The sequence below is a fragment of the Sporosarcina aquimarina genome (assembly GCF_033253705.1).
In the GTDB taxonomy this organism is placed as follows: Bacteria; Bacillota; Bacilli; order Bacillales_A; family Planococcaceae; genus Sporosarcina; species Sporosarcina aquimarina.
In genome coordinates this window covers 153,750-173,766 of record NZ_JAUBDH010000001.1, presented here as the reverse complement: position 1 = coordinate 173,766, position 20,017 = coordinate 153,750, and the positions used below count along the sequence as shown (strand labels likewise).

The window sequence follows — 20,017 nt, the reverse complement described above, 5'->3', positions numbered from 1 at the left end:
CTTAAGTTTCATATATCTCTCTATTATAGCCTTTCTGCTAATAGTATTTCAATCATTGCTTGACGAGAAACGCTTTTTTGAAGTCTTCCGTTTAATTTCCCTTATTCTTTCTCATACTACGAGCAAAAGAACGTGGAGAGGGATGGGATACTATGCGGCGTACGGACTATGTGAAAAAGAATAAACGCAGGGGACGTTACCGTTTCATAGGGCTGTTAGCGATTACTGCTGGGACTGCGCTGTTTACAGTGCTCGTCTGTCTGCGAGTCTATGCACAAATCGCTGGCCCGCCTTCTTTGAGCGTACCGGAAGCGTCGGTCTTCATGGATCGCAATGATCGACAGATTGGAGACCGTTTTTCAGGCGAGCGGCGTTATTGGGTAGATATCGATGAAATGTCCCCCTCTCTAATTGACGCGTTCGTTGCAGTTGAGGATAAAAAATTTTATAAGCATAACGGTTTTGACTACAAACGCATTGGCGGCGCTCTGTTGAAAGATGTAAAAGCACGGAGGAAAGTCGAAGGGGCAAGTACAATTACTCAACAGTATGCACGGAATCTGTATTTATCCAACGAAAAGTCTTGGGTCCGCAAGGCAAACGAAGCGCTTTACGCGTACCGTATGGAGTTATTTTACGACAAAGAGAGAATATTGGAAGGTTATTTGAATACCGTCTATTTTGGACACGGCATGTATGGCGTGGAAGCAGCCAGCCGGTACTTTTTTGCGAAGTCAGCGAATGACTTAACACTTGAAGAAGCAGCAACCATCGCGGCCATTCCAAAAGGTCCTTCGATTTACTCTCCGGCTGCCAATTTGGAGAAGTCTACAGAGAGACGAAAAATTGTTTTGAGATTAATGGAGGAGCAGGGTTTTGTATCGTCTGATCAAAGAGAACGCGCAGCTGCGCAAACCCTTGCGCTCAAAAACGAAGACTGGCCCAGTTCGAAGGACATCGCTCCTTACTTTCTAAACGAAGTATGGCAAGAAGCAGAGCAAATTTTAACGGACAAAGGACGATATCCTGCTGAAGGCGGCTGGACCATCAAAACAACTTTAGATATGATGCACCAAAAGACGGCTGAGGAAGTTATAGCCGATCGGATGCCGAAAAGTGATTTACAGATTGGCTTCGTTGCGATGAAACCGGAGAGTGGCGAAGTGACGGCGATGGTCGGTGGCCGTGATTATGCAAGCAGTCCTTTTAACCGTGTGACGCAAGCCAAACGTCAGCCTGGTTCTGCAATGAAGCCGATTTTGTATGCAGCTGCGCTAGAGGACGGGTTTAATCCACTGACGTATATTTCCACAGAGCAAACCATTTTCACGTATGACGACGGACGTTCTTCTTATGAACCGAGTAACGTCAACGGGAAATTTGGTGACCACCCCATTTCCCTTGCACAAGCAATTGCAGTTTCGGACAACATTTACGCAGTCAAAACGCTTGAAGAGATCGGATATCGAAAATACAACACGATGGCTGAAAAACTCGGTATCCATGTGAAGTTCCCGGAGTCTCCTGCTGTTGCGCTCGGCACGTCTTCTGTCACGCTTTTCGAAATGACTGAGGCGTATAACCGGATTGCATCAGGGGGCAAAAAGATTGAGCCCGTTATGATTTTATCCATCTTGGATTCTCGGGGTAATCTTGTGTACGAGCACCCTGCACAAACGAAAAAACGTGCGATGACAGAGCAGAACGCCTCAGTTCTGACTCACTTGATGACGGGCATGTTTGACCCTGTATTTAACGATTATTTAACTTCAACAGGTATTTCCATGCGGGCTAAACAATCCCGGCCATATGCAGCGAAGTCTGGCACAACGATATCCGATCAGTATTTAATAGGCTATACCCCCTCGTTGACTGCCGGTATTTGGACTGGCTTCGATGTCGGGAAACAGTTAGAGCATTCATCGGATAAAGCGGCGTCTAAACAAATTTGGATTGACTTCATGGAGAAAGCTCATGAAGGGATAATCTCGGAACCATTCCTTCCGCCTAAAGGTGTGAAGGGGGTGACGGTGGACATCGAAACGGGCGGGTTGGCAGTTGAAGGTTGTACGAAGCAACGCCTGGTCTACATGAAAGAAAAGGATCTCCCGAAGCAGCTGTGTACGGATAAAACGCTGCGCGAATCCATCATGAAAGGCACGAAGAAGGAAAAAGAGTTTGAGTTGTTCCCCTTCTCATTTTTTGAGTGATGATGGGGCGCGGGTTTTGGAATTGGGCGGGTTTGCTGCGCTTGCGGGCGGGTTGTTCGCGGTATCGGGCGGGTTCGTTGCGCTTGCGGGCGGGTTGTCCGCGGAATTGGGCGGGTTGCCTGCGGTATCGGGCGGGTTTGCCGCGCTTGCGGGCGGGTTGCCTGCGGTATCGGGCGGGTTTGCCGCGCTTTCGGGCGGGTTGACCGCGATATCGGGCGGGTTCGCTGCGCTTGCGGGCGGGTTTGCTGCGCTTGCGGGCGGGTTGTTCGCGGTATCGGGCGGGTTCGTTGCGCTTGCGGGCGGGTTGCCCGCGGTATCGGGCGGGTTCGCTGCGCTTGCGGGCGGGTTGTCCGCGGTATCGGGCGGGTTCGCTGCGCTTGCGGGCGGGTTCGCTGCGCTTGCGGGCGGGTTGCCCGCGGTATCGGGCGGGTTTGCCGCGCTTTCGGGCGGGTTGACCGCGCTTTCGGGCGCTTCCAGCATCATTAAAGATCACAAATCGCTTTATACAACGAAAAAAGCTTCTTGCCTGTTGGGTCGAACGGGCAAGAAGCTTTTTATGTCGGGCGAACCCGAGTGTCCTAGCTTACAATTGCAAGCTATCTCTTAGTTTACTTCGTTTTGTTGTGACATTCAACTACATGTTGCCAACAATTATAATTTGTCACAAACCTATCATAAATGAGGGGAAGATTCGCTAAGATCGATGTGCAGTTTCGGCTCGCTGTTGTTCCACATCTGCTCGTTGTGTTCTTTTAAAAAGCCAGCTAAAATCTTTTTAGATTTTTCATCCATATTGTCAACGATAATGCGGCGCTTCATGGATTTGTCCATCAAGTTTACGTGATCCGCAAGCAGCTTATAGCCTCTCCGTTTTTCACGGTTCACAATCATTTCGCATGAGGTCACGCCTGCATAATAAGGACCGTTTTCATTGAAGTCGATCGTTACCCAGACAAGCCAATATAACTTTCCGCCTTCAGAGTCTTCGCGATTCGTTGTAAATTTGATGCCCCGCTCAATATCGCTCTTCGCGTGCATCGCTCCAATTTCAATAGATGCAAGTTCTTCTTCACTGTCGACCATTACGGGCGTTACGTTTTCTAGTGATAACGAGCCGATGCCGAACCCTTTATGACCGTCTGTCGGGTCGTTCTTTATAATGGTGAACCCTAACTTTTGTTTAGGTTTTGGTTGTTGTTCGTCTGCCATTTCCGCAAACCCCTTTCCATCTGGTAGTATATCTACTATACCGAAATTATTGGAAAGGTGGAAATTGTATGCCGTATGTAACTGTAAAAATGCTTGAAGGCCGTACTGAAGAACAGAAAAAGGCAATGGTTGAAAAAGTAACGGAGGCTGTGATGGAAACAGCAAACGCTCCCCGTGAAAAAGTCGTTGTGTTCATCGAAGAAATGCCTAAAAACCACTACGCTGTTGGTGGAAAACGTCTAAGCGATCAATAAGAAAAACCGGATGCCCAAGGAGATTCTTAGGCAACCGGTTTTTTAGTGCATTGAATTATGCGACAGCACACGCTGCCATTTCAGCGATGAAGTCAAACGCAGCATCCATTTCTTCATCTGAAAAGTTCAATTTATTTTTAACGATACGAACTTTTTCAATTTGTTCAGTGCGTTCTAAGTGATCGAAATAAAGCAACGTAGACACGAGTTCCAAAAAGCGTGAACTCTGGTCATTTAACTTGCTGATGCAGGGTGCAAGTGATGCTGTTGGAGCATCTCCTGTCTCGGAGAACTTGAGCCCGTCTTCGGTTGCGTGATACGTATATTGGACGTAAGAGCCTTTGTCTGTACATTTTTCATGCAAAAAGCCCATTTCACACAACTCTTCAACGCGCAGTGTCAGCTCCTCTGAATAGGGGCCGTACATGTGTAATTCGTATTTCTCTACAAATGAAAAATTCATTTTTTTCAATATGTATACCATCTTCTGCAACTTTTTTCTTCCGTTCACTTCATCCGCCAAAGAGATCATCTGAACGATTTTCGCGTGTTCCGCAAGCATTGCGCACGCTCCTTTCTAGCCTCTCACCAGCTGTAAAATTTCCTGATATAGAGGATTTTCCTCTTTGCCTGCTTCTAGCAGATCTTCAGGGAAATAGATTTTATGGTCCGTGCGTCGTTTACCTGAAATCGCATCGACAATATCGGACGACCGTGACAGTTCGCTCAACTCCCCATTTGGAAGTTGTAAATAAATCGGGACGCGCTCATTCTCTTCACCTGGCCGATAAAAATCATAAGGTAAATCCGAAGAAGAATCCGTGACTAAATAATAGTCAGGGTCAATCCCTGCTTGCTTGAAAAGTGAATCGAGCTGACCGATTTTACGGTATTCTTTCGCAGGGTCGAACTCAGAATATTGAAACAGTTTACGATTAATAAAACGATCGCAAAGGTCCGAAAGAATAGGATCCTGTTCTTTCATCCAAAGTTGAAAATACGTAAATAGCACGCCTTCGTCTAAAGAAACATAGTCTTCAAGCGTTATGGTTTTATCGAAAAAAGAACGGAATGCGATTGGGTCCTGTTTAAACTCATACCCTTTTTCATACAATTCTTTCGCTCGATGTAAAATTTTTATAAGGATTACTTCCGCACTTCGCGAAACGGGATGAAAGTAAACTTGCCAGTACATTTGGTAGCGGCTCATGATGTAATCTTCCACAGCGTGCATACCGCTCGATTTAATGACGACTTGCTCCTCTTCCGGACGCATGACTCGCAAGATCCGTTCCATATCAAAATGACCGTACTGAACGCCTGTATAGTACGCGTCTCTTTGTAGGTAATCCATACGATCGGCATCGATTTGGCTAGAGATTAAGCTAATTACGAGCTTGTCCTTATACGTCTTCCCTACCACATCTGCCACGCGCTGCGGAAATGTTGGACTGACACGGCGCAATACTGCATTTACTTCTGTATCACCGAGCAAAATTGCTTGGGTGTATTTCTCATGGTCAAGGTCGAATACTTTTTCGAAAGCATGCGAAAACGGACCATGACCGAGATCATGCAGCAATGCTGCGCAAAGCGCTACAAGTCTTTCGTCTTCGTTCCATTCTGGACGTCCGCCAAATCCGCTATCGATAATGCGGCGGACAATTTCATAGACACCGAGTGAATGTTGAAAACGACTATGCTCAGCTCCGTGGAATACGAGATAGGTTGTTCCGAGCTGCCGGATTCTGCGAAGCCGTTGGAATTCCCGTGTGCCGATAACATCCCAAATGACGCGATCGCGCACGTGAATATAGCGGTGTACCGGGTCTTTAAACACCTTTTCTTCTGCCAGCTTTTCATGCTCGTACGACATTTCGCACCTCCGTTCAACGTTCCTTCCAGTATACCAAATTTCCGTTCTTTCAACAGCGGCAAATGGCACATTTAAAAAAGTTGAAAGTATTAATCTTTTGTTCTGTATAAATTTCTCTTGTACTGACCATGCTGTCGGTAGAAAGAGAGAACGAATTATGGGAGGCATTGGAGATGGTTAAAATTAGACAAGATGCATGGTTAGAAGAAAACGACAAGTTATTGGCAGATACGGTGCTCCGACATGTACGAGAAGGAAGTACTCAGTTAAGTGCATTTGAAGAAGTGGGCGATGCGTTGAATCGAACAGCGGCTGCATGCGGGTTTCGCTGGAACGCAGTGGTCCGACAAGATTACGAGAAAGAGTTAGCACAAGCAAAGAAAGAACGAAAGCAGGCTTTACGCGTACTTGGCACAGATTTCAAAAGACGTGCAACGCCGCTTTACTCAGTACCTGCAAGTGAAGAGGAGCAGCGTGCAGCATCGGTTCCGCTGTCTGCGTTATCAATGGACACGGTCATTGCGTTCCTGATTCGTATGCATCACTCAGGCGGTACGAATAATGATGCGTTACGTTGGCAGCAAACTGCTAAAGCCGCGCAAGAGCGGGTGGCTGAACTTGAAAAGACCGTTGAGCTCTTGAAGAAAGACAACAAAATGATCCGTGATGATTATGAACAGTTTGTTGAAATCATGAATCGCGCACGTCGCCTCGTTACATTGAACGAAGAGAACGAACATACCGCTCCTGCATTCAAAATGGAGCAAAACGGGAACTTAATCATGAAAGAACCGCCTATGACTCACTAATAGGCGGTTCTTCTTTTAATTGATTGGCAGGATGAAAGGAAACTTTTTTAGCCTCGCGCAATCATTTTTGCGTTTCGTTCAACTACCCGATTTAAATAATACGTATACAATTCCATCTCGTCTTCCCGGAATCCTCCAGCTTGGACGTTCTCTGCAAGACCATTCAAAAGTTGCTGGACTCTGAGATTCACGTCACCTGTGGTAAGCGGTTCACCGAGCAATTCGGATAAAGAAGCCATCGTTTCAGGTCGGATAACTGGATACTTGAATTTTGTCTCTTCACCGCCAAGCCCTGTTCCGTATAATTCTTTCACAAGGGCAGCCCGCGCGCTGCCGCTTCCTTCAACGCATAAGTAGACTTGGACGGCTACCCCTTGCCGCAAACGTCGTTGAGAAATCCCAGCAAACTTTTTACCGTCAATACTCAAATCATAACTGCCTGGACAATAGGATCCTACGATTTCGTATGCTTCGATTTTATCCGCCACTTCAGGGAAAAGCATACGAACGAAGGCTAACATCACATCGTAACCGACTGAAATATCGATTGAGCCGCTTTGTTCAGATAGCACAATGGAAATATTGAGCACACCTTCATCCAGAACAACAGCTAGTCCTCCGGAATTTCGGACTATTGTTCGGTATCCTGCTGAATGGATTGCAGGCAAGGCCTGTTCTAAGTGGGGCAGGCGATGGTCTTGAATTCCCAGCACAATCGTATTGTCGTGTACCCATGTGCGAACGGTCGGCACGCTTACCTGCTGACCTACGAGCTGGCAAAGTGTATCATCTGCTGCAAATGACTCTAATGCTGACCGTGTTCTAGCCGAAAGCGATTCATCTAAAAACCGCCAAGTTGGAATCGTTAAATACTGATCGATGTCTTTCATAAGTTAGCTCCTGTATGCAGATTAAGTAATGTCCTCAGTCTACACCAGAACGACTCTCGCTTCCACTTGAGTTTGCGTGTCAAAATAGTGACATCCATTGTCCCGGCTGAATTCCAGTTACGCAATATGATACACTTGGAAAAGAACGGCTGCCTCGGAGATTTTTCTCCGTTCACCCGTACGAATCTCAATTTAAAGGAGTTCGATTTCTCATGATTGAAGCAGCACAAACGCTGGATGGCTGGTATGTATTACATGACTTCCGCACAATGGACTGGACCTCTTGGAAACTTATTTCTAAAGAAGAGCGCCAACATGCGGTTGACGAGTTCGTCGCGTTTCTAGATAAGCTGAACCAAGCGGACGAAAACAAAACAGGCAGCCATGCATTTTATACAGTTGTCGGTCAAAAAGCCGATTTCATGCTCATGACGCTGCGTCCTACAATGGACGAATTGCAGCAGCTTGAAGCAGAGTTCAACAAGCTCACAATCGCAGACTTTACTTTGCCTGCGTATTCATACGTTTCAGTAGTGGAACTTTCCAACTACTTAGCTGGTGGAGATTCGGATGAAGATCCGTATCAAAACCCATACGTTCGCGGACGTTTGTACCCTGAACTTCCACGCAGTCAGTACGTGTGCTTCTATCCAATGGACAAGAAGCGCGAAGGCGATGTCAACTGGTACATGCTCGACATGGATGTCCGTAAAGAAATGATGCGCAGCCACGGCTTAATCGGCCGAAGCTACGCTGGAAAAGTGAAGCAAATCATTTCTGGTTCTGTCGGATTCGACGACCACGAGTGGGGCGTTACTTTGTTCGCAGATGACGTACTTCAGTTTAAGAAGCTAATCTACGAAATGCGTTTTGACGAAGTGAGCGCACGCTACAGTGAGTTTGGCGAGTTCTTCGTAGGCACGATTTTGCAAGATGATACACGCGCTGATTTCTTTACAGTGTGAAGATATAGTTGAATTTGGGCCATCCCCGGGTGTGAATCCTAGGATGGCTTTTTTGTGTTTTGTGAGGAGTTTGCCGCGGGTTATGGGCCGAGTTTATGAGCATTTTTCCATTTTTATGAGCGTTCCGCGGAGTTTATGAGCGCTTTTCTATTTTTATGAGCGTTCCGCAGAGGTTATGAGCGCTTTTCCATTTTTATGAGCGTTCCGCCGAGTTTATGAGCGTTTTTCCATTTTTATGAGAGTTCCGCCGAGTTTATGAGCATTTCTCCATTTTTATGAGCGTTCCGCGGAGTTTATGAGCGTTTTTCCATTTTTATGAGCGTTCCGCGGAGTTTATGAGCGCTTTTCCATTTTTATGAGCACCAATCCCCTGCGATAAAGAAAGTCCAAACAGAAAACGCTTCGCAAGGCGAAGCGCGGCCAATCAGTATTGGTTTTACGTGGTGAGCGTATACTTTGTCGATTTACGCGTTCCCTCCTTACGCAGTAACGGACTGGACAACAGCCGTTTTGCTGTATGGCGGCATGTAAGCCCTGTAAATCTGCAAAACTCGCGATTAGTCAACTGCTTCCCAATCAGCATGAAATACTCCTTGATAGCTTGCTCATAAGGTTCCCGGCTTTTATTGCCACATATGGGGCAGTTCCACAGATCTTTTTCACGCACAATCGCTTGTTCATTTGGACAATTGTCACAGAGAACACCATTTTTTAATTCGTTAGGATGAATGCCATATCTCGCAGCAAGTGGAAACGGATTGTAATCTTGGTGATCTGTTAGCAAGACATGCGCTAATTTTTGAATGTCAGATTTAGCTAATATCGTGGATTCAATAGGCAATTCTCGGAAAAAAGCGGGCGCTTCATAATTCGTCAGAATCGGTATGGTTGGTGGCTCTTCGATGAGGATTTCATTATTATGTGCGAACGTGATGAGGCCAGTAACGGGTAAGTGAATGTCTTTTGCGCGCAGCCAACTATTTAGGAAGTGTATCTTACGCTCTACTTCTGCAATTGGATTTCGAAATACGTTTCGCGACCCAGTTTGCGACTCTTTAAGAAATTGTGTTGGATTTGCTTTGATTATGATTTTATCTGCAATATTTTTAACTTCTGTAATGATGATTCGGTCAGGAGCAATGAATAACGAATCGATTTGGAATTGCACACCATTTTGGCTAAGACTGAGGTCATGCAATATTGCATGTGGAAAGTCAGTATGAACCTCTTTCATACATCGGTCGTATTCAAGCTCGCCGCCATGACCAGCAAGAATCTTGTATAATTCTTCCTGGATGAACCGGTACTTTTCGTGTGCGGGAGTCAATCTTCTCGCTAGTGATTGTAGTCCTTCTAATTGTTTTGGTTTTGTCCGTTGTTTATAAAGCATTGGCAACCTTCCTTTCATTTTCATAGAGTGTAGCTTGTTCTCGGCCAGAATGGAATAGATTTTGCAAAGATAGCATTTTGGGTTGTTTTTGAGGTCCAAACTTGAAATTTGGAACTTACAATAAGTGCTTAAATGGCATCTTTACATCAATTAAAGACTGTGAAAACATTGTAAAGACTTGATTTGTGGCGCTACGCTTCTATTTTGTAGAGTCGTTTGAAAAATGGTCGATAATCTGGAAATGGACATTTTTTCTGAGCGTTTTTCAATTTTTATGATGACTTTTCAAGCTTTATGAGCGCTTCCCACTTTTTATGATCACTTTCCAAACTTTATGAGCGCTTCCCATTTTTTATGATCACTTTTCTAACTTTATGAGCGCTTCACACCTTTTATGATCACTTTCCAAACTTTATGGGCGCTTTCCACTTTTTATGATCACTTTTCTAACTTTATGAGCGCTTCACACTTTTTATGATCACTTTCCAAACTTTATGAGCGCTCCCTACCCTTTATGAGCACTTCCAACAACTTATGAATACATTCAAAACTTCATATGCATTTTCCTTATGATTATGCTCCCGCACCGACTTTATCCAAACATACCAAAAAGCAGAGTCTTGTTTGGTATGTTTTGCTGACTTCGTTCATAGGATACGTGTGAGGGGGTTGTCGTATGGCGGTCATTAAGACGACTAATAAGCATATCGATTTGCTGGCGCGCTTGATGCGTGCGGAAGCAGAGGGCGAGGGCCAGCTCGGTATGTTGATGGTCGGCAATGTCGGCGTGAATCGAGTGCGATCTGACTGTCTCGATTTTACAGAAATTCGAAACTTGGACGATATGGTATTTCAACGGCCCGGCGGCTTTGAAGCAACAACGAAAGGCTATTTTTATCAACGGGCACGGGAGCAGGATCGTAAATTGGCTAGACGTGCGGTGAATGGAGAACGCTTCAGGCCAGCTGAACGATCGCTTTGGTTTTTCATGCCTGAGGGGGATTGTCCGGAACAATGGTATGGACAATACAATACGGGGCGTTACAAATCACATTGTTTCTTCTCGCCAACCGAACAAGACTGCCCGAACATTTAACTTTGAAAGGATGACAGCATGGTTCAATATCAATGGTCACCGAACTACCAGCAGCAACCGCAATACGCCTTTCCACCACAGCAACACCAGCAGCAACAACAAAACGTACCACCCCAAGTCACTATTCCCAGCGGACGCCCGCCAGCAGGTTCATTTCGTGAGGAATCATACATCGAGAATATCTTACGGCTAAACCGAGGGAAAGTTGGGACGTTCCATTTTTCGTTCGAAAATGCGATGGAGGCTGGAACGAACGTAAAAGCTGTCACTGGCATGGTTGAAGCCGCGGGCCGGGATCACGTAATCCTAAGTGAACAAAGTACTGGCAAACGGTTCCTCTTCCCAATGATTTACTTCGACTATGCAGAGTTCAACGAAGAACTCAATTATTTCCCACAGCGACCGTAACCAAAAAACACCTGTCCCGCCTCTTTTTTCAGAGGTGGTGCAGGTGTTTTATGTTCTTCAGTTACTAAATTTCGCAGCTGCTACAATTAGCATGATCCATCCGGCGATAAATGCAACGCCGCCAATCGGCGTGATGGCACCTAAAATCCCAATTCCAGATAAGCTCAATACATATAAACTTCCAGAGAAAATAATGATTCCAGCGAGCAGTAAATACCCTGCCCATGATAAGGCAGTCGATGAACCAAATAATGCAGGACTCATCAAAATTCCGATAGCCAGCAATGCAATCGCATGGAACATTTGATAGGTGACAGCCTTCTCCCAAACGTCTAAGTAGTGTGCAGATAATCTATCAGCTAATGCGTGAGCACCAAAAGCTCCAAGCGCTACAGCTATTGCACCGTTTACCGCACCGGCAATAATGAAAAATGGCATTGTGTTTTCCTTCTCTCTACATAATTTACAAATTTACTTTAAAAATCGAATAACGAACCGCCGTTTGCGTCCTCTTCTTCGAGCGGCTGTCCTTCAAGAGATTGAGGACCCGTTTGCAAAGGGACAGACCCTTCCCGAGGTTTCATCTCAGTAAATGAAGGGGATGCTTGAATAGTTTGTGTCTGCTCCCCATTACTCGCTAAAATCAGTCCGCACAACGATTGTATTGCTGCAATCGACTCACGCACTGCCGCCTCATTTGAGGATGATTTAGCGTGTGTTAGCTGCCGTTGCATTTCGTCAAGAACGCGCGTAGTCGAAATCATGCGCCACCGCTTCCTTTCTTCGGTTCAAACTTCATACATTCCAATCCTGAAGAACGCAAAACCACTGCAGAAGGCAGCTCACGTGTTTTGAATCCATACGCTTTACAGCCACGCGGGTGGCTTGGTTCCCAGGTCACATAAAAATTTTGGCATTGAAAGCAATTCACAGTCATGGCAGCAGCTCCTTTCCTTTCTGCGGATATGTTTACTAACGCTCCGTTTTACACCAGTCAATCTGACGTTCACCCCAAGAACTCAGCCATTTGTTTGTTTTCGAAAACGGCTGGGATCCGAAAAATCCCCGATTGGCACTCAATGGACTCGGATGCACTGACTCAATCGTAACATGTTTTGTCAAATCGATGAGCCGTTTTTTCTCCTGTGCAGGACGCCCCCACAATATAAATACAATGGGTTCATCCCGCTCGGACAACTTTCGAATAACTGTATCGGTAAATGTTTCCCACCCTTGTTTTCGATGGGAATGGGCTTCTGATTCCCTAACAGTCAGCACGGTATTTAAGAGCAGCACACCTTGGTCGGCCCAACCTGTTAATGATCCTGATTCAGGTACCGAACAACCCACGTCGCTTTCAAGTTCCTTAAAAATATTACGAAGACTTGGAGGTGTACGAACCCCGTGCTGAACAGAAAAGCTAAGTCCGTGAGCTTGTCCTGAACCGTGATAAGGATCTTGACCCAGAATAACGACTTTCACATTCTCGTAAGGCGTGTGCCTAAATGCATTCCAAATGTCATCCATTGCTGGATAAACGACTTGATGCGCATATTCCGTTTTCAAGAATTGACGCAATTGCTGATAAGAAGACGCATCGAATGCTTCTTTCAGTTCTTCATCCCATTGATTTCCGAAATGTGGTTTCAATTGACTCACTCCTTAAATTGGATCATCACGTCATACCCTGCAAAGGAAAACATTTCTTTCAGTGTTTGTTCTGCATTACGCTCCGCAGTTTCCAAGACCCCTTGTCCAGCACTTTCTTCTCGAATCAACTTCTTCGCTTCTTCAGCGAGATCATACCCCTCTTTAATATCCGCTTTTTGACGGAATACCCCCTCATACGAATACACCTCAACCTGATCAAAGAGAATTTCAGCGCCGCCTAGAAATTCTGGTTTGGGCAACGTCAGTTTTGCTGTTTTGTTTGTCTCACTAATAACTATATCTTTCTCACTTACTGTTGAAAAATCTACGCCTGCTTTGATGATACCTGGCACTACTACTAATAATTGACGATTTGTACCTGGTATATCCAGCCCGATACTCTGACCAAACAGTTTATTATCTTTTCTTTCAATGATGACTTTCGTATGAGCTTCCGCTGTAGCTAATTCATTCAAATCCTTTATCTGTTCTACGAAACTGGTTTTCTGTTCTGTGAACGTACTTCCTTGTTTCACAAAGTAGAATGCGATGAACGGTAAAGACGCTACAAGTAAAATCGCGATAAGCGCTATAATAAGAAATGATTTTCGCCATAAGGAGAAAAACAACATCAGAATGCTCCATAAGCTTCTGCGTCTTTTCTTCGGTCGGCCATAGGCTTCTTCTACAGTTACCGCACTCTCTGCGTCCGATGATTTTAATTCTTTTAGCAGCTTTTCGATTTCTTCTAATTTCCGCTCATCGTTCGTACCTTTTTTGCCCTTCATGTAAGTCCCCCTTTTTAAAAACGTTTCGAGTTATCGATCTATCTTTTCATTTGAATAAAAACAATCTGCATCATTATATATAGAAAATTTCACGTTCAGGTATTGATTCTATCATGGTATGATTGCGCTAAGGGAGGGATTGCCTTGTCCAACGTTCCTATACGCGAAAAGGTGAAACGTATTACTGCAGCGGCAAAGGATGGAGAATCGTATTCTGAGTCCACTAAAAGTGCCGGAATGCTATTCTTTTATGGCATTTTTGGTATCGCTATTTTGTTTTTAATCGCGCTGACTATAGGTCTTCTACAGTCTGAACATTATATTGGCAGTGTCTGTTGTTTACTCGGCGGAAGCGGACTTGGGTTCATCCTTCTAAAGATTTCACGAGCGTAATACACTCAATTTGTATTTGCTTTTCTATTTGAGTACACTGAAAGTATACCCTATTCGTAAAGGAGTCTTCTATTATTATGACATTAAAAAAGACATTGACGATCGCAGGATCCGACACTTCCGGCGGTGCTGGCATACAAGCTGATTTAAAAACCTTCCAAGAACTTGGCACCTACGGCATGACAGCTCTGACTGTTGTGGTCACGATGGATCCCGACAACAATTGGAGCCATAATGTATATTCACTTCCAATCGATGTAGTCAACTCACAGATTAAGACTGCTCTCTCAACAGGCATTGACGCTGTAAAAACAGGAATGCTGAGTACTGAAGAAGTTATTCAAGCAGCTGGAGAAGCGATTAAAGCATGGGGATCCCCACATGTTGTCATCGATCCTGTAATGGTTTGTAAAGGGGAAGATGAAGTATTGAATCCCGGAACTGTCGATGCCATGATCGAGTATTTGCTCCCACGTGCTGAAGTCGTGACTCCGAACTTGTTTGAAGCAGGACAACTGGCAGGTATGAAAACACCTGGAACAGTCGAGCAAATGAAAGCTGTAGCCGAGAAGATCCACTCACTTGGCGCGCGTAATGTCGTCATTAAAGGCGGAAAGCAGTTGCAGCACGATAAAGCAGCAGACTTGTTCTATGACGGCAAGACTCATCTTCTATTAGAATCCGAGAAAACCGATACACATTATAACCATGGCGCAGGATGTACATTTGCTGCAGCGATTACAGCGAATTTAGCGAATGGTAAAGATATTAAAGAAGCCGTAATTGAAGCAAAAGCTTTTGTTGCAGCTGCCATCGCAAATGGATGGAAGCTGAACGAATATGTAGGTCCAGTGATGCACGGTGCAAAAAGTCGGTTTGGCGGACCTGAAATTACAACAACTGAAGTATAATCACCAAAGCATCGCGGGAATCCATTCCGCGATGCTTTTTTTGTGGATGAAACGGCATAATCGCAATTGCTCCCGTTTCCCGATATAATTGAAAGCAGAGTAAAAAATTAGCCGGAGGAGGAAGTAATGTGGAAATTGTACAACAAGATCAGCTCCAACGCTTGATCGATTCCTTTGCGGGCAAGGATGTTTATATTCATTTAGAGACCACAAATGGCTCCTATGCTGCGCATTTTCAAGAAGGGTTCTTTAATGCCGGGGCGTTCATCCGAAATATTGTCGTAAACTATGAACTTGGAAAAGTAGCAGGTGACTCCCCTCACCGAATCGGCTTAAAACTGCCTTCAGGATGGATTTACGCACAAGGAATTACACATTATGAATTAGACGAACACGGACGTCTCCTAATGGCTGGCCTTGGACCAGATGGTAAATTGGCCGTCGCACTTGAAATTAGTGAAACTCCGTTTACGTATTAATATAGAAGGAGGACCAACCATGATGGAAAAAGAACGACATGTATTAGTCATTTTCCCGCATCCGGATGATGAAGCATTTGGTGTTTCGGGAACAATTTCAACATATATCGAAATGGGTGTCCCTGTCACATACGCTTGTTTGACGCTAGGTGAAATGGGAAGAAACTTAGGCAATCCCCCATTTGCGAACCGCGAGACTTTGCCTGCAATCCGAAAGAAAGAACTCCAAGCTTCTGCCGACGCAATGGGCTTGACAGACTTGCGAATGATGGGACTCCGGGACAAGACCGTTGAGTTTGAAGACGATGAAAAAATGGTTAAAATGGTTTCAGACTTGATAGACGAATTGCATCCTTCCCTCGTCATTTCATTCTACCCGGGATTATCAGTACACCCAGATCACGATGCAACAGGTCGCGCAGTAGTGGAAGCTCTCGGAAGAATGCCAGAATCGGATCGTCCAAAACTGTATACAATTGCTTTTGACAACAAAACAGTTGAGCTAATTGGACACCCTGATGTGCACCATGACGTGTCCGGTGTGACAGAGAAAAAACTTGGAGCTATGAATGCTCATGCATCTCAGACTGTCTGGATGATCGAAGATATGCAAAAACGTCTGGACGCGGAAGACGCTGATGCGTTAAAATGGCTAAAGACAGAACATTTCTACACATATTCCTTTAAGTGAAGGTAACCGCTTACAAATGCGGTGGTTCCTGGACTCCTAGTTTTTGGCTAGTGAGTCCGGGTATACATATAAGGCTTTGGAGAAAATTTCTTGTTTACTTTCAGATATTCATTCATTAATATGAATAAATATACATAGTATGCACAACTAATTAAGAAGGAGCCTACTCTATGAAAAAAGCGTCATTATCCAACTGGTTATTGTTTTTAGTTCCATCTATTATTGGTGTCATATTATTCATGATTCCACTGAAGATCGGGGATGGCTGGAAAGTTCCAATTGCGTTTCTTGCAGATAAACTATCTGGATTTATAGAACCCGCAATGCCATTCGCTGCGATGGTGCTAATCATTATTTCAGCAGTTGGGTCGGTATTATACTTATTTGTTTCGGCAGATCGCACATCAAAACCTACTTTTATGCAAACATTATTCAAGGTAACACCATTTTGGACGCTGACACGCGTTGTCGGTGCAATTTTCGCTGTTATGGTAACGTTTAAACTTGGACCGGAAGCTGTATGGAGTGAAAATACAGGCGGGCTTTTGCTTTCACCTGATGGACTTGTTTCCTTCCTTTATACGATTTTCCTATTTGCAGGTTTGTTCTTGCCGCTTCTTTTAAATTTTGGTTTACTGGAGTTCTTCGGAACGATGATGGTAAAAGTTATGCGTCCGTTGTTCAAGCTTCCTGGTCGATCATCCATTGATGCATTAACATCTTGGGTTGGAGACGGAACGATCGGTGTCTTGCTGACGAGTAAGCAATATGAAGACGGTCATTATACGAAACGTGAAGCAGCCGTTATAGCAACGACTTTCTCCATCGTTTCAATCACCTTCTCTATTGTTATCATCACAACTGTCGGTCTTGAAAACTACTTCGTTCCCTTTTATTTGACAGTAGCATTCATCGGAATTGTTCTTGGCTTGATTATGCCTAGAATTTATCCGCTTTCGAAGAAGCCGGATGAATTCATCGATGGTACTCCACAGACAGGAACAGAAGAAAGTCTGCCGGAAGGATATAACGTCATCACGCATGGTATTGAGAATGCACTTGAAACTGCTGGTAAGAACCGCTCAGCAGGTAAAATTGCAGGTGATGGCTTCCGTAATGTTCTGGATATGTGGATTGGCGTAGCACCAATTGTTATGGCATTTGGGACGATTGCGACGATGCTTGCAGAGTATACCAGTCTATTCACGATTCTTGGGAAGCCATTCGTTCCCTACTTAAACCTTCTTCACATTCCTGAAGCAGCTGAAGCTGGCTCGCTGATGGTTGTCGGGATTACAGACATGTTTCTTCCTGCACTTCTTGCAGACGGAATGATTTCTGATCCCATTACATTATTCACAGTGGCGACCATTTCAGTCATTCAGCTCATTTACTTGTCAGAGGTCGGCGGATTGATTCTTGGAACTAAGATTCCCATCAACATCTGGGATTTAATTGTGATTTTCTTACTTCGCACAGTGATCGCACTGCCAATCGTTGCAGGCGTTGCTCACTTATTATTTTGAGTTAAATTGGAAACACCCCCATGCGCCTGTTTGGCTGCATGGGGGTGTTTTTGCATTAGGAAGAGCTGACCAACCATTGGATTCAGAAATGTGGAAACAGTTTTACTTTCGCAATGGAGCAGGTGCGAGAGGTTATGAGCACATTTGTGAGTTTATGAGCATTCCTCTAAGCTTTATCAGCACTTTTTCCCGTGCTTATGAGCATTCCTCCAGCTTTATGAGCGCTTTCCCGGGTTTATGAGCATTCCTCCAGCTTTATGAGCGCTTTCCCGGGTTTATGAGCATTCCTCCAGCTTTATGAGCGCTTTCCCATGCTTATGAGCATTCCTCTAGCTTTGTTAGCGCATGCCGATATCTGTCCTGCCCTACCCGTCGTCTTTCACTTCATACAAAACCCCTTCACACCTGAAGGCGCAAAGGGGTTCTATCAATATTAAGCATTCACTTTTTCATGAATTTTTTCTAGCATATCTGCAACCATTGCATCAAGATCGTACGTGGATTTGAAGCCCCACTCAGATTCTGCTACAGATGTATCAAGCGAATTTGGCCAACTGTCTGCGATTGATTGGCGAACAGGATCGACGTCATAGCTGATTTCGAAGTTTGGCATGTGTTTTTGGATAGCCGCTGCTAACTCGGATGGTTCGAAGCTCATCGCTGTTACATTAAAAGCATTACGGTGTTTCAAGTTTGAAGCGTCTGTCTCCATTAAGTCTACAATCGCTTGCAGCGCATCTGGCATATACATCATATCCATGTAAGTTCCTTCTGCGATGAACGAAGTATACTTGCCTTCTTCCACTGCTTTGTAGAAAATATCCACCGCGTAATCCGTTGTACCGCCGCCAGGTTGGGCAACATATGAAATAAGACCAGGGAAACGAACACCGCGTGTATCTACGCCGAACTTTTGATAAAAATAATCACATAACAATTCACCAGACACTTTGTTTACACCATACATTGTAGTTGGACGCTGCAATGTATCTTGCGGTGTGTTGTCTTTCGGTGTTGATGGTCCGAATGAGCCGATAGAACTAGGTGTGAAGAACTGAAGATTTAGTTCACGTGCTGTTTCCAACGCGTTCACAAGTCCTCCCATGTTTAAGTTCCAAGCGAGCATTGGATTCTCTTCTGCTCTAGCAGAGAGCAATGCAGCCATGTGCATAAGCGTGTCTGCACCGAATTCTTTTGCAAGCTCCGTCATTTTTGCTCCGTCCGTTACGTCCAGAATTGCAAACGGTCCATCCATTTCCGTTAAAGGCTCACGAATGTCAGTTGCTAACACGTTTTCCGTTCCATACTCTGCTCGTAATTTCGAAATCAATTCAGAACCAATTTGACCAAGTGCACCAGTTACCATGATTTTTTTCATATGTATACCTCCTATGATTGTTTGTGTTTTTGGGGCGGACAATTTATATCAATAAAATAAAATTTCTAGTTTTATTAGCTCAAATTGATTATAAACTGTTCTGCTGATAAATACAATCATCGGAATAACATCTGCTCTCTTTATTCGAATTTTGTGTTATAATATAAATAATTGGAGGGTGTATCGCTTGAAAGATAATCCATTTCTTATCCGCGGAGTTGCTCGCTGGCTTTTACTATTTGGTGGAGGAATCGTCCTCACTATCGTCCTATTATTTGCGAATATTCCATTTTGGGCAGTATTCTTGATTGTCATGATTGTATATCTGACAGTAACACTTGGGTGGCCGCTTTATATCCTGTATGGAACAAAAGATATGAAACGTCTCGATGCTTTTTTAACAAAGAATCGATTCAATTCCTTGTTCGCCTACGCTTATGCAATCGGGCATGAATCGGATGAAATGGTGATCGACACAATTGAAAATATTCTACAGACACAAAAACAGCCTAAAATCCAAGCGATTTATGGTGCAAATCTTGCTATCTGGCAGAAGGATGCAGAAGCTCTCCATCGGATTGCGATCCATTTACCGACATCCGATTATGTAAATTATTACACTGCGAGCGCCCTTTTGTTAGAAGGCAACTTGCAGCGCGCTGAAGCTATCCAGCCCGCTATTAAAAAGCCATGGATGAGACATGCACTGCAAGCAAGTATTGCCAAGCAGTCGGGTAATCAAACTGCGTACAGAAGAGAAGTTGAATTAGCGACCTCCCACGCGCGCGGTGTTCAGTATTACGTATTGGTTTCTCTATTCAAACGTCAAGATCAAGTATCTCCCATTATCTGAGAGGAGGGATGGCCATGATTTACGAAGAAGAAACTTATGTTGAGCTGCATGACGGTCGAAAAGGGCTTATTGTATTAGTTCGTGCGGATGACCGTACTCAATATGACCTTGAACTCGCCGATGGTGAACTGATTACCGTATATCATGAAGAGGTTTCAAAACCTGTTGGTTTAAAAACAAAATAAAAGCAGTCTGGAAAGGATTATTCCTTTTCCAGACTGCTTTTTAGTTATCTTGTAAA

General features: G+C 44.5%; 25 protein-coding genes. 14 read left to right on the top strand and 11 right to left on the bottom strand.

The annotated features are described in order from the left end of the window. The first annotated feature begins 152 nt into the window (after positions 1 to 152). Complete coding sequence (gene mtgA / locus QT716_RS00895; protein ID WP_398291863.1) at positions 153 to 2,210, top strand: monofunctional biosynthetic peptidoglycan transglycosylase; 2,058 nt, start codon at positions 153 to 155, stop codon at positions 2,208 to 2,210. After that, positions 2,203 to 2,817, top strand: a complete 615-nt coding sequence (locus QT716_RS00890; RefSeq protein WP_317933784.1) for a hypothetical protein — start codon at positions 2,203 to 2,205, stop codon at positions 2,815 to 2,817. Before mtgA ends, QT716_RS00890 begins: the two co-directional genes overlap by 8 nt. 65 nt (positions 2,818 to 2,882) lie before the next feature. On the opposite strand, the gene QT716_RS00885 is transcribed toward QT716_RS00890, so the two are convergent. Then, a complete protein-coding gene (locus QT716_RS00885; RefSeq protein WP_317933783.1) occupies positions 2,883 to 3,419 on the bottom strand; it encodes a YwhD family protein in 537 nt (178 codons plus the stop codon). Positions 3,420 to 3,487: 68 nt separating this feature from the next. Here QT716_RS00885 and QT716_RS00880 point away from each other — a divergent pair, with 68 nt between their 5' ends. After that, on the top strand, positions 3,488 to 3,673 hold the full coding sequence (locus QT716_RS00880; RefSeq protein WP_317933782.1) for a 2-hydroxymuconate tautomerase: 186 nt from the start codon (positions 3,488 to 3,490) through the stop codon (positions 3,671 to 3,673). A 55-nt stretch (positions 3,674 to 3,728) separates the two neighbouring features. Here QT716_RS00880 and QT716_RS00875 read toward each other — a convergent pair whose 3' ends face one another. Both QT716_RS00875 and QT716_RS00870 read right to left on the bottom strand, forming a co-directional pair. Further along, positions 3,729 to 4,235 carry a YwgA family protein gene (locus QT716_RS00875; protein ID WP_317933781.1) on the bottom strand — a complete coding sequence of 169 codons (507 nt, stop codon included), beginning with the start codon at positions 4,233 to 4,235 and terminating at the stop codon, positions 3,729 to 3,731. 15 nt (positions 4,236 to 4,250) lie between these two features. After that, positions 4,251 to 5,549, bottom strand: coding sequence for an HD domain-containing protein (locus tag QT716_RS00870; protein ID WP_317933780.1), 1,299 nt, complete (start codon positions 5,547 to 5,549; stop codon positions 4,251 to 4,253). 173 nt (positions 5,550 to 5,722) lie between these two features. Between QT716_RS00870 and QT716_RS00865 the strand changes: the two genes are divergently transcribed. Further along, entirely contained in the window at positions 5,723 to 6,358 is a 636-nt protein-coding gene (locus QT716_RS00865) for an RsfA family transcriptional regulator (RefSeq protein WP_317933779.1), read from the top strand. Between the two features lie 47 nt (positions 6,359 to 6,405). On the opposite strand, the gene QT716_RS00860 is transcribed toward QT716_RS00865, so the two are convergent. Further along, positions 6,406 to 7,248, bottom strand: a complete 843-nt coding sequence (locus tag QT716_RS00860) for a lipoate--protein ligase family protein (protein ID WP_317933778.1) — start codon at positions 7,246 to 7,248, stop codon at positions 6,406 to 6,408. Positions 7,249 to 7,460: 212 nt separating this feature from the next. Here QT716_RS00860 and hemQ point away from each other — a divergent pair, with 212 nt between their 5' ends. After that, positions 7,461 to 8,213 carry a hydrogen peroxide-dependent heme synthase gene (gene hemQ, locus QT716_RS00855; RefSeq protein ID WP_317933777.1) on the top strand — a complete coding sequence of 251 codons (753 nt, stop codon included), beginning with the start codon at positions 7,461 to 7,463 and terminating at the stop codon, positions 8,211 to 8,213. A 436-nt stretch (positions 8,214 to 8,649) separates the two neighbouring features. Here hemQ and QT716_RS00850 read toward each other — a convergent pair whose 3' ends face one another. Next, complete coding sequence (locus tag QT716_RS00850) at positions 8,650 to 9,603, bottom strand: nuclease-related domain-containing protein (protein WP_317933776.1); 954 nt, start codon at positions 9,601 to 9,603, stop codon at positions 8,650 to 8,652. A 676-nt stretch (positions 9,604 to 10,279) separates the two neighbouring features. Between QT716_RS00850 and QT716_RS00845 the strand changes: the two genes are divergently transcribed. Both QT716_RS00845 and gerQ read left to right on the top strand, forming a co-directional pair. Further along, a complete protein-coding gene (locus QT716_RS00845) occupies positions 10,280 to 10,699 on the top strand; it encodes a cell wall hydrolase (protein WP_317933775.1) in 420 nt (139 codons plus the stop codon). A gap of 18 nt (positions 10,700 to 10,717) precedes the next feature. Continuing rightward, a complete protein-coding gene (gene gerQ, locus QT716_RS00840) occupies positions 10,718 to 11,107 on the top strand; it encodes a spore coat protein GerQ (protein WP_317933774.1) in 390 nt (129 codons plus the stop codon). A gap of 57 nt (positions 11,108 to 11,164) precedes the next feature. Here the strand turns inward: gerQ and QT716_RS00835 are convergent, their stop codons facing one another. The 5 genes from QT716_RS00835 to QT716_RS00815 form a co-directional block, all read right to left on the bottom strand. After that, entirely contained in the window at positions 11,165 to 11,545 is a 381-nt protein-coding gene (locus QT716_RS00835) for a DUF423 domain-containing protein (protein ID WP_317933773.1), read from the bottom strand. Positions 11,546 to 11,583: 38 nt separating this feature from the next. Then, positions 11,584 to 11,871 (bottom strand): YwdI family protein, encoded by a 288-nt coding sequence (locus tag QT716_RS00830; RefSeq protein ID WP_317933772.1) that lies wholly within the window; start codon positions 11,869 to 11,871, stop codon positions 11,584 to 11,586. Continuing rightward, entirely contained in the window at positions 11,868 to 12,008 is a 141-nt protein-coding gene (locus tag QT716_RS00825; RefSeq protein ID WP_398291852.1) for a uracil-DNA glycosylase, read from the bottom strand. Before QT716_RS00825 ends, QT716_RS00830 begins: the two co-directional genes overlap by 4 nt. A 71-nt stretch (positions 12,009 to 12,079) precedes the next feature. Further along, positions 12,080 to 12,757 (bottom strand): uracil-DNA glycosylase, encoded by a 678-nt coding sequence (locus QT716_RS00820; RefSeq protein ID WP_398291849.1) that lies wholly within the window; start codon positions 12,755 to 12,757, stop codon positions 12,080 to 12,082. Positions 12,758 to 12,762: 5 nt separating this feature from the next. Next, positions 12,763 to 13,545: a DUF4230 domain-containing protein gene (locus QT716_RS00815; RefSeq protein ID WP_317933769.1), complete on the bottom strand. Its 783-nt coding sequence runs from the start codon at positions 13,543 to 13,545 to the stop codon at positions 12,763 to 12,765. 144 nt (positions 13,546 to 13,689) lie between these two features. On the opposite strand from QT716_RS00815, the gene QT716_RS00810 reads away from it, so the two are divergent. The 5 genes from QT716_RS00810 to QT716_RS00790 all read left to right on the top strand — a co-directional run bounded on the left by QT716_RS00810 (position 13,690) and on the right by QT716_RS00790 (position 17,545). Continuing rightward, positions 13,690 to 13,938: a hypothetical protein gene (locus QT716_RS00810; protein ID WP_317933768.1), complete on the top strand. Its 249-nt coding sequence runs from the start codon at positions 13,690 to 13,692 to the stop codon at positions 13,936 to 13,938. Between the two features lie 77 nt (positions 13,939 to 14,015). Then, entirely contained in the window at positions 14,016 to 14,849 is an 834-nt protein-coding gene (gene thiD, locus QT716_RS00805; protein WP_317933767.1) for a bifunctional hydroxymethylpyrimidine kinase/phosphomethylpyrimidine kinase, read from the top strand. A 128-nt stretch (positions 14,850 to 14,977) separates the two neighbouring features. Next, the gene (locus tag QT716_RS00800) at positions 14,978 to 15,328 is read left to right on the top strand and encodes a YojF family protein (RefSeq protein WP_317933766.1); all 351 of its coding nucleotides are present in this window, start codon (positions 14,978 to 14,980) and stop codon (positions 15,326 to 15,328) included. Positions 15,329 to 15,350: 22 nt separating this feature from the next. Beyond that, positions 15,351 to 16,019: a bacillithiol biosynthesis deacetylase BshB2 gene (gene bshB2, locus QT716_RS00795; protein WP_317934225.1), complete on the top strand. Its 669-nt coding sequence runs from the start codon at positions 15,351 to 15,353 to the stop codon at positions 16,017 to 16,019. Between the two features lie 170 nt (positions 16,020 to 16,189). Then, a complete protein-coding gene (locus QT716_RS00790; RefSeq protein WP_317933765.1) occupies positions 16,190 to 17,545 on the top strand; it encodes a YjiH family protein in 1,356 nt (451 codons plus the stop codon). A 433-nt stretch (positions 17,546 to 17,978) separates the two neighbouring features. Here the strand turns inward: QT716_RS00790 and QT716_RS00785 are convergent, their stop codons facing one another. Beyond that, positions 17,979 to 18,923 carry an L-threonine 3-dehydrogenase gene (locus QT716_RS00785; protein WP_317933764.1) on the bottom strand — a complete coding sequence of 315 codons (945 nt, stop codon included), beginning with the start codon at positions 18,921 to 18,923 and terminating at the stop codon, positions 17,979 to 17,981. Between the two features lie 187 nt (positions 18,924 to 19,110). Here QT716_RS00785 and QT716_RS00780 point away from each other — a divergent pair, with 187 nt between their 5' ends. Further along, positions 19,111 to 19,776, top strand: coding sequence for a hypothetical protein (locus QT716_RS00780; RefSeq protein WP_317933763.1), 666 nt, complete (start codon positions 19,111 to 19,113; stop codon positions 19,774 to 19,776). 14 nt (positions 19,777 to 19,790) lie between these two features. Further along, complete coding sequence (locus tag QT716_RS00775; protein ID WP_317933762.1) at positions 19,791 to 19,961, top strand: hypothetical protein; 171 nt, start codon at positions 19,791 to 19,793, stop codon at positions 19,959 to 19,961. Positions 19,962 to 20,017: the final 56 nt, after the last annotated feature.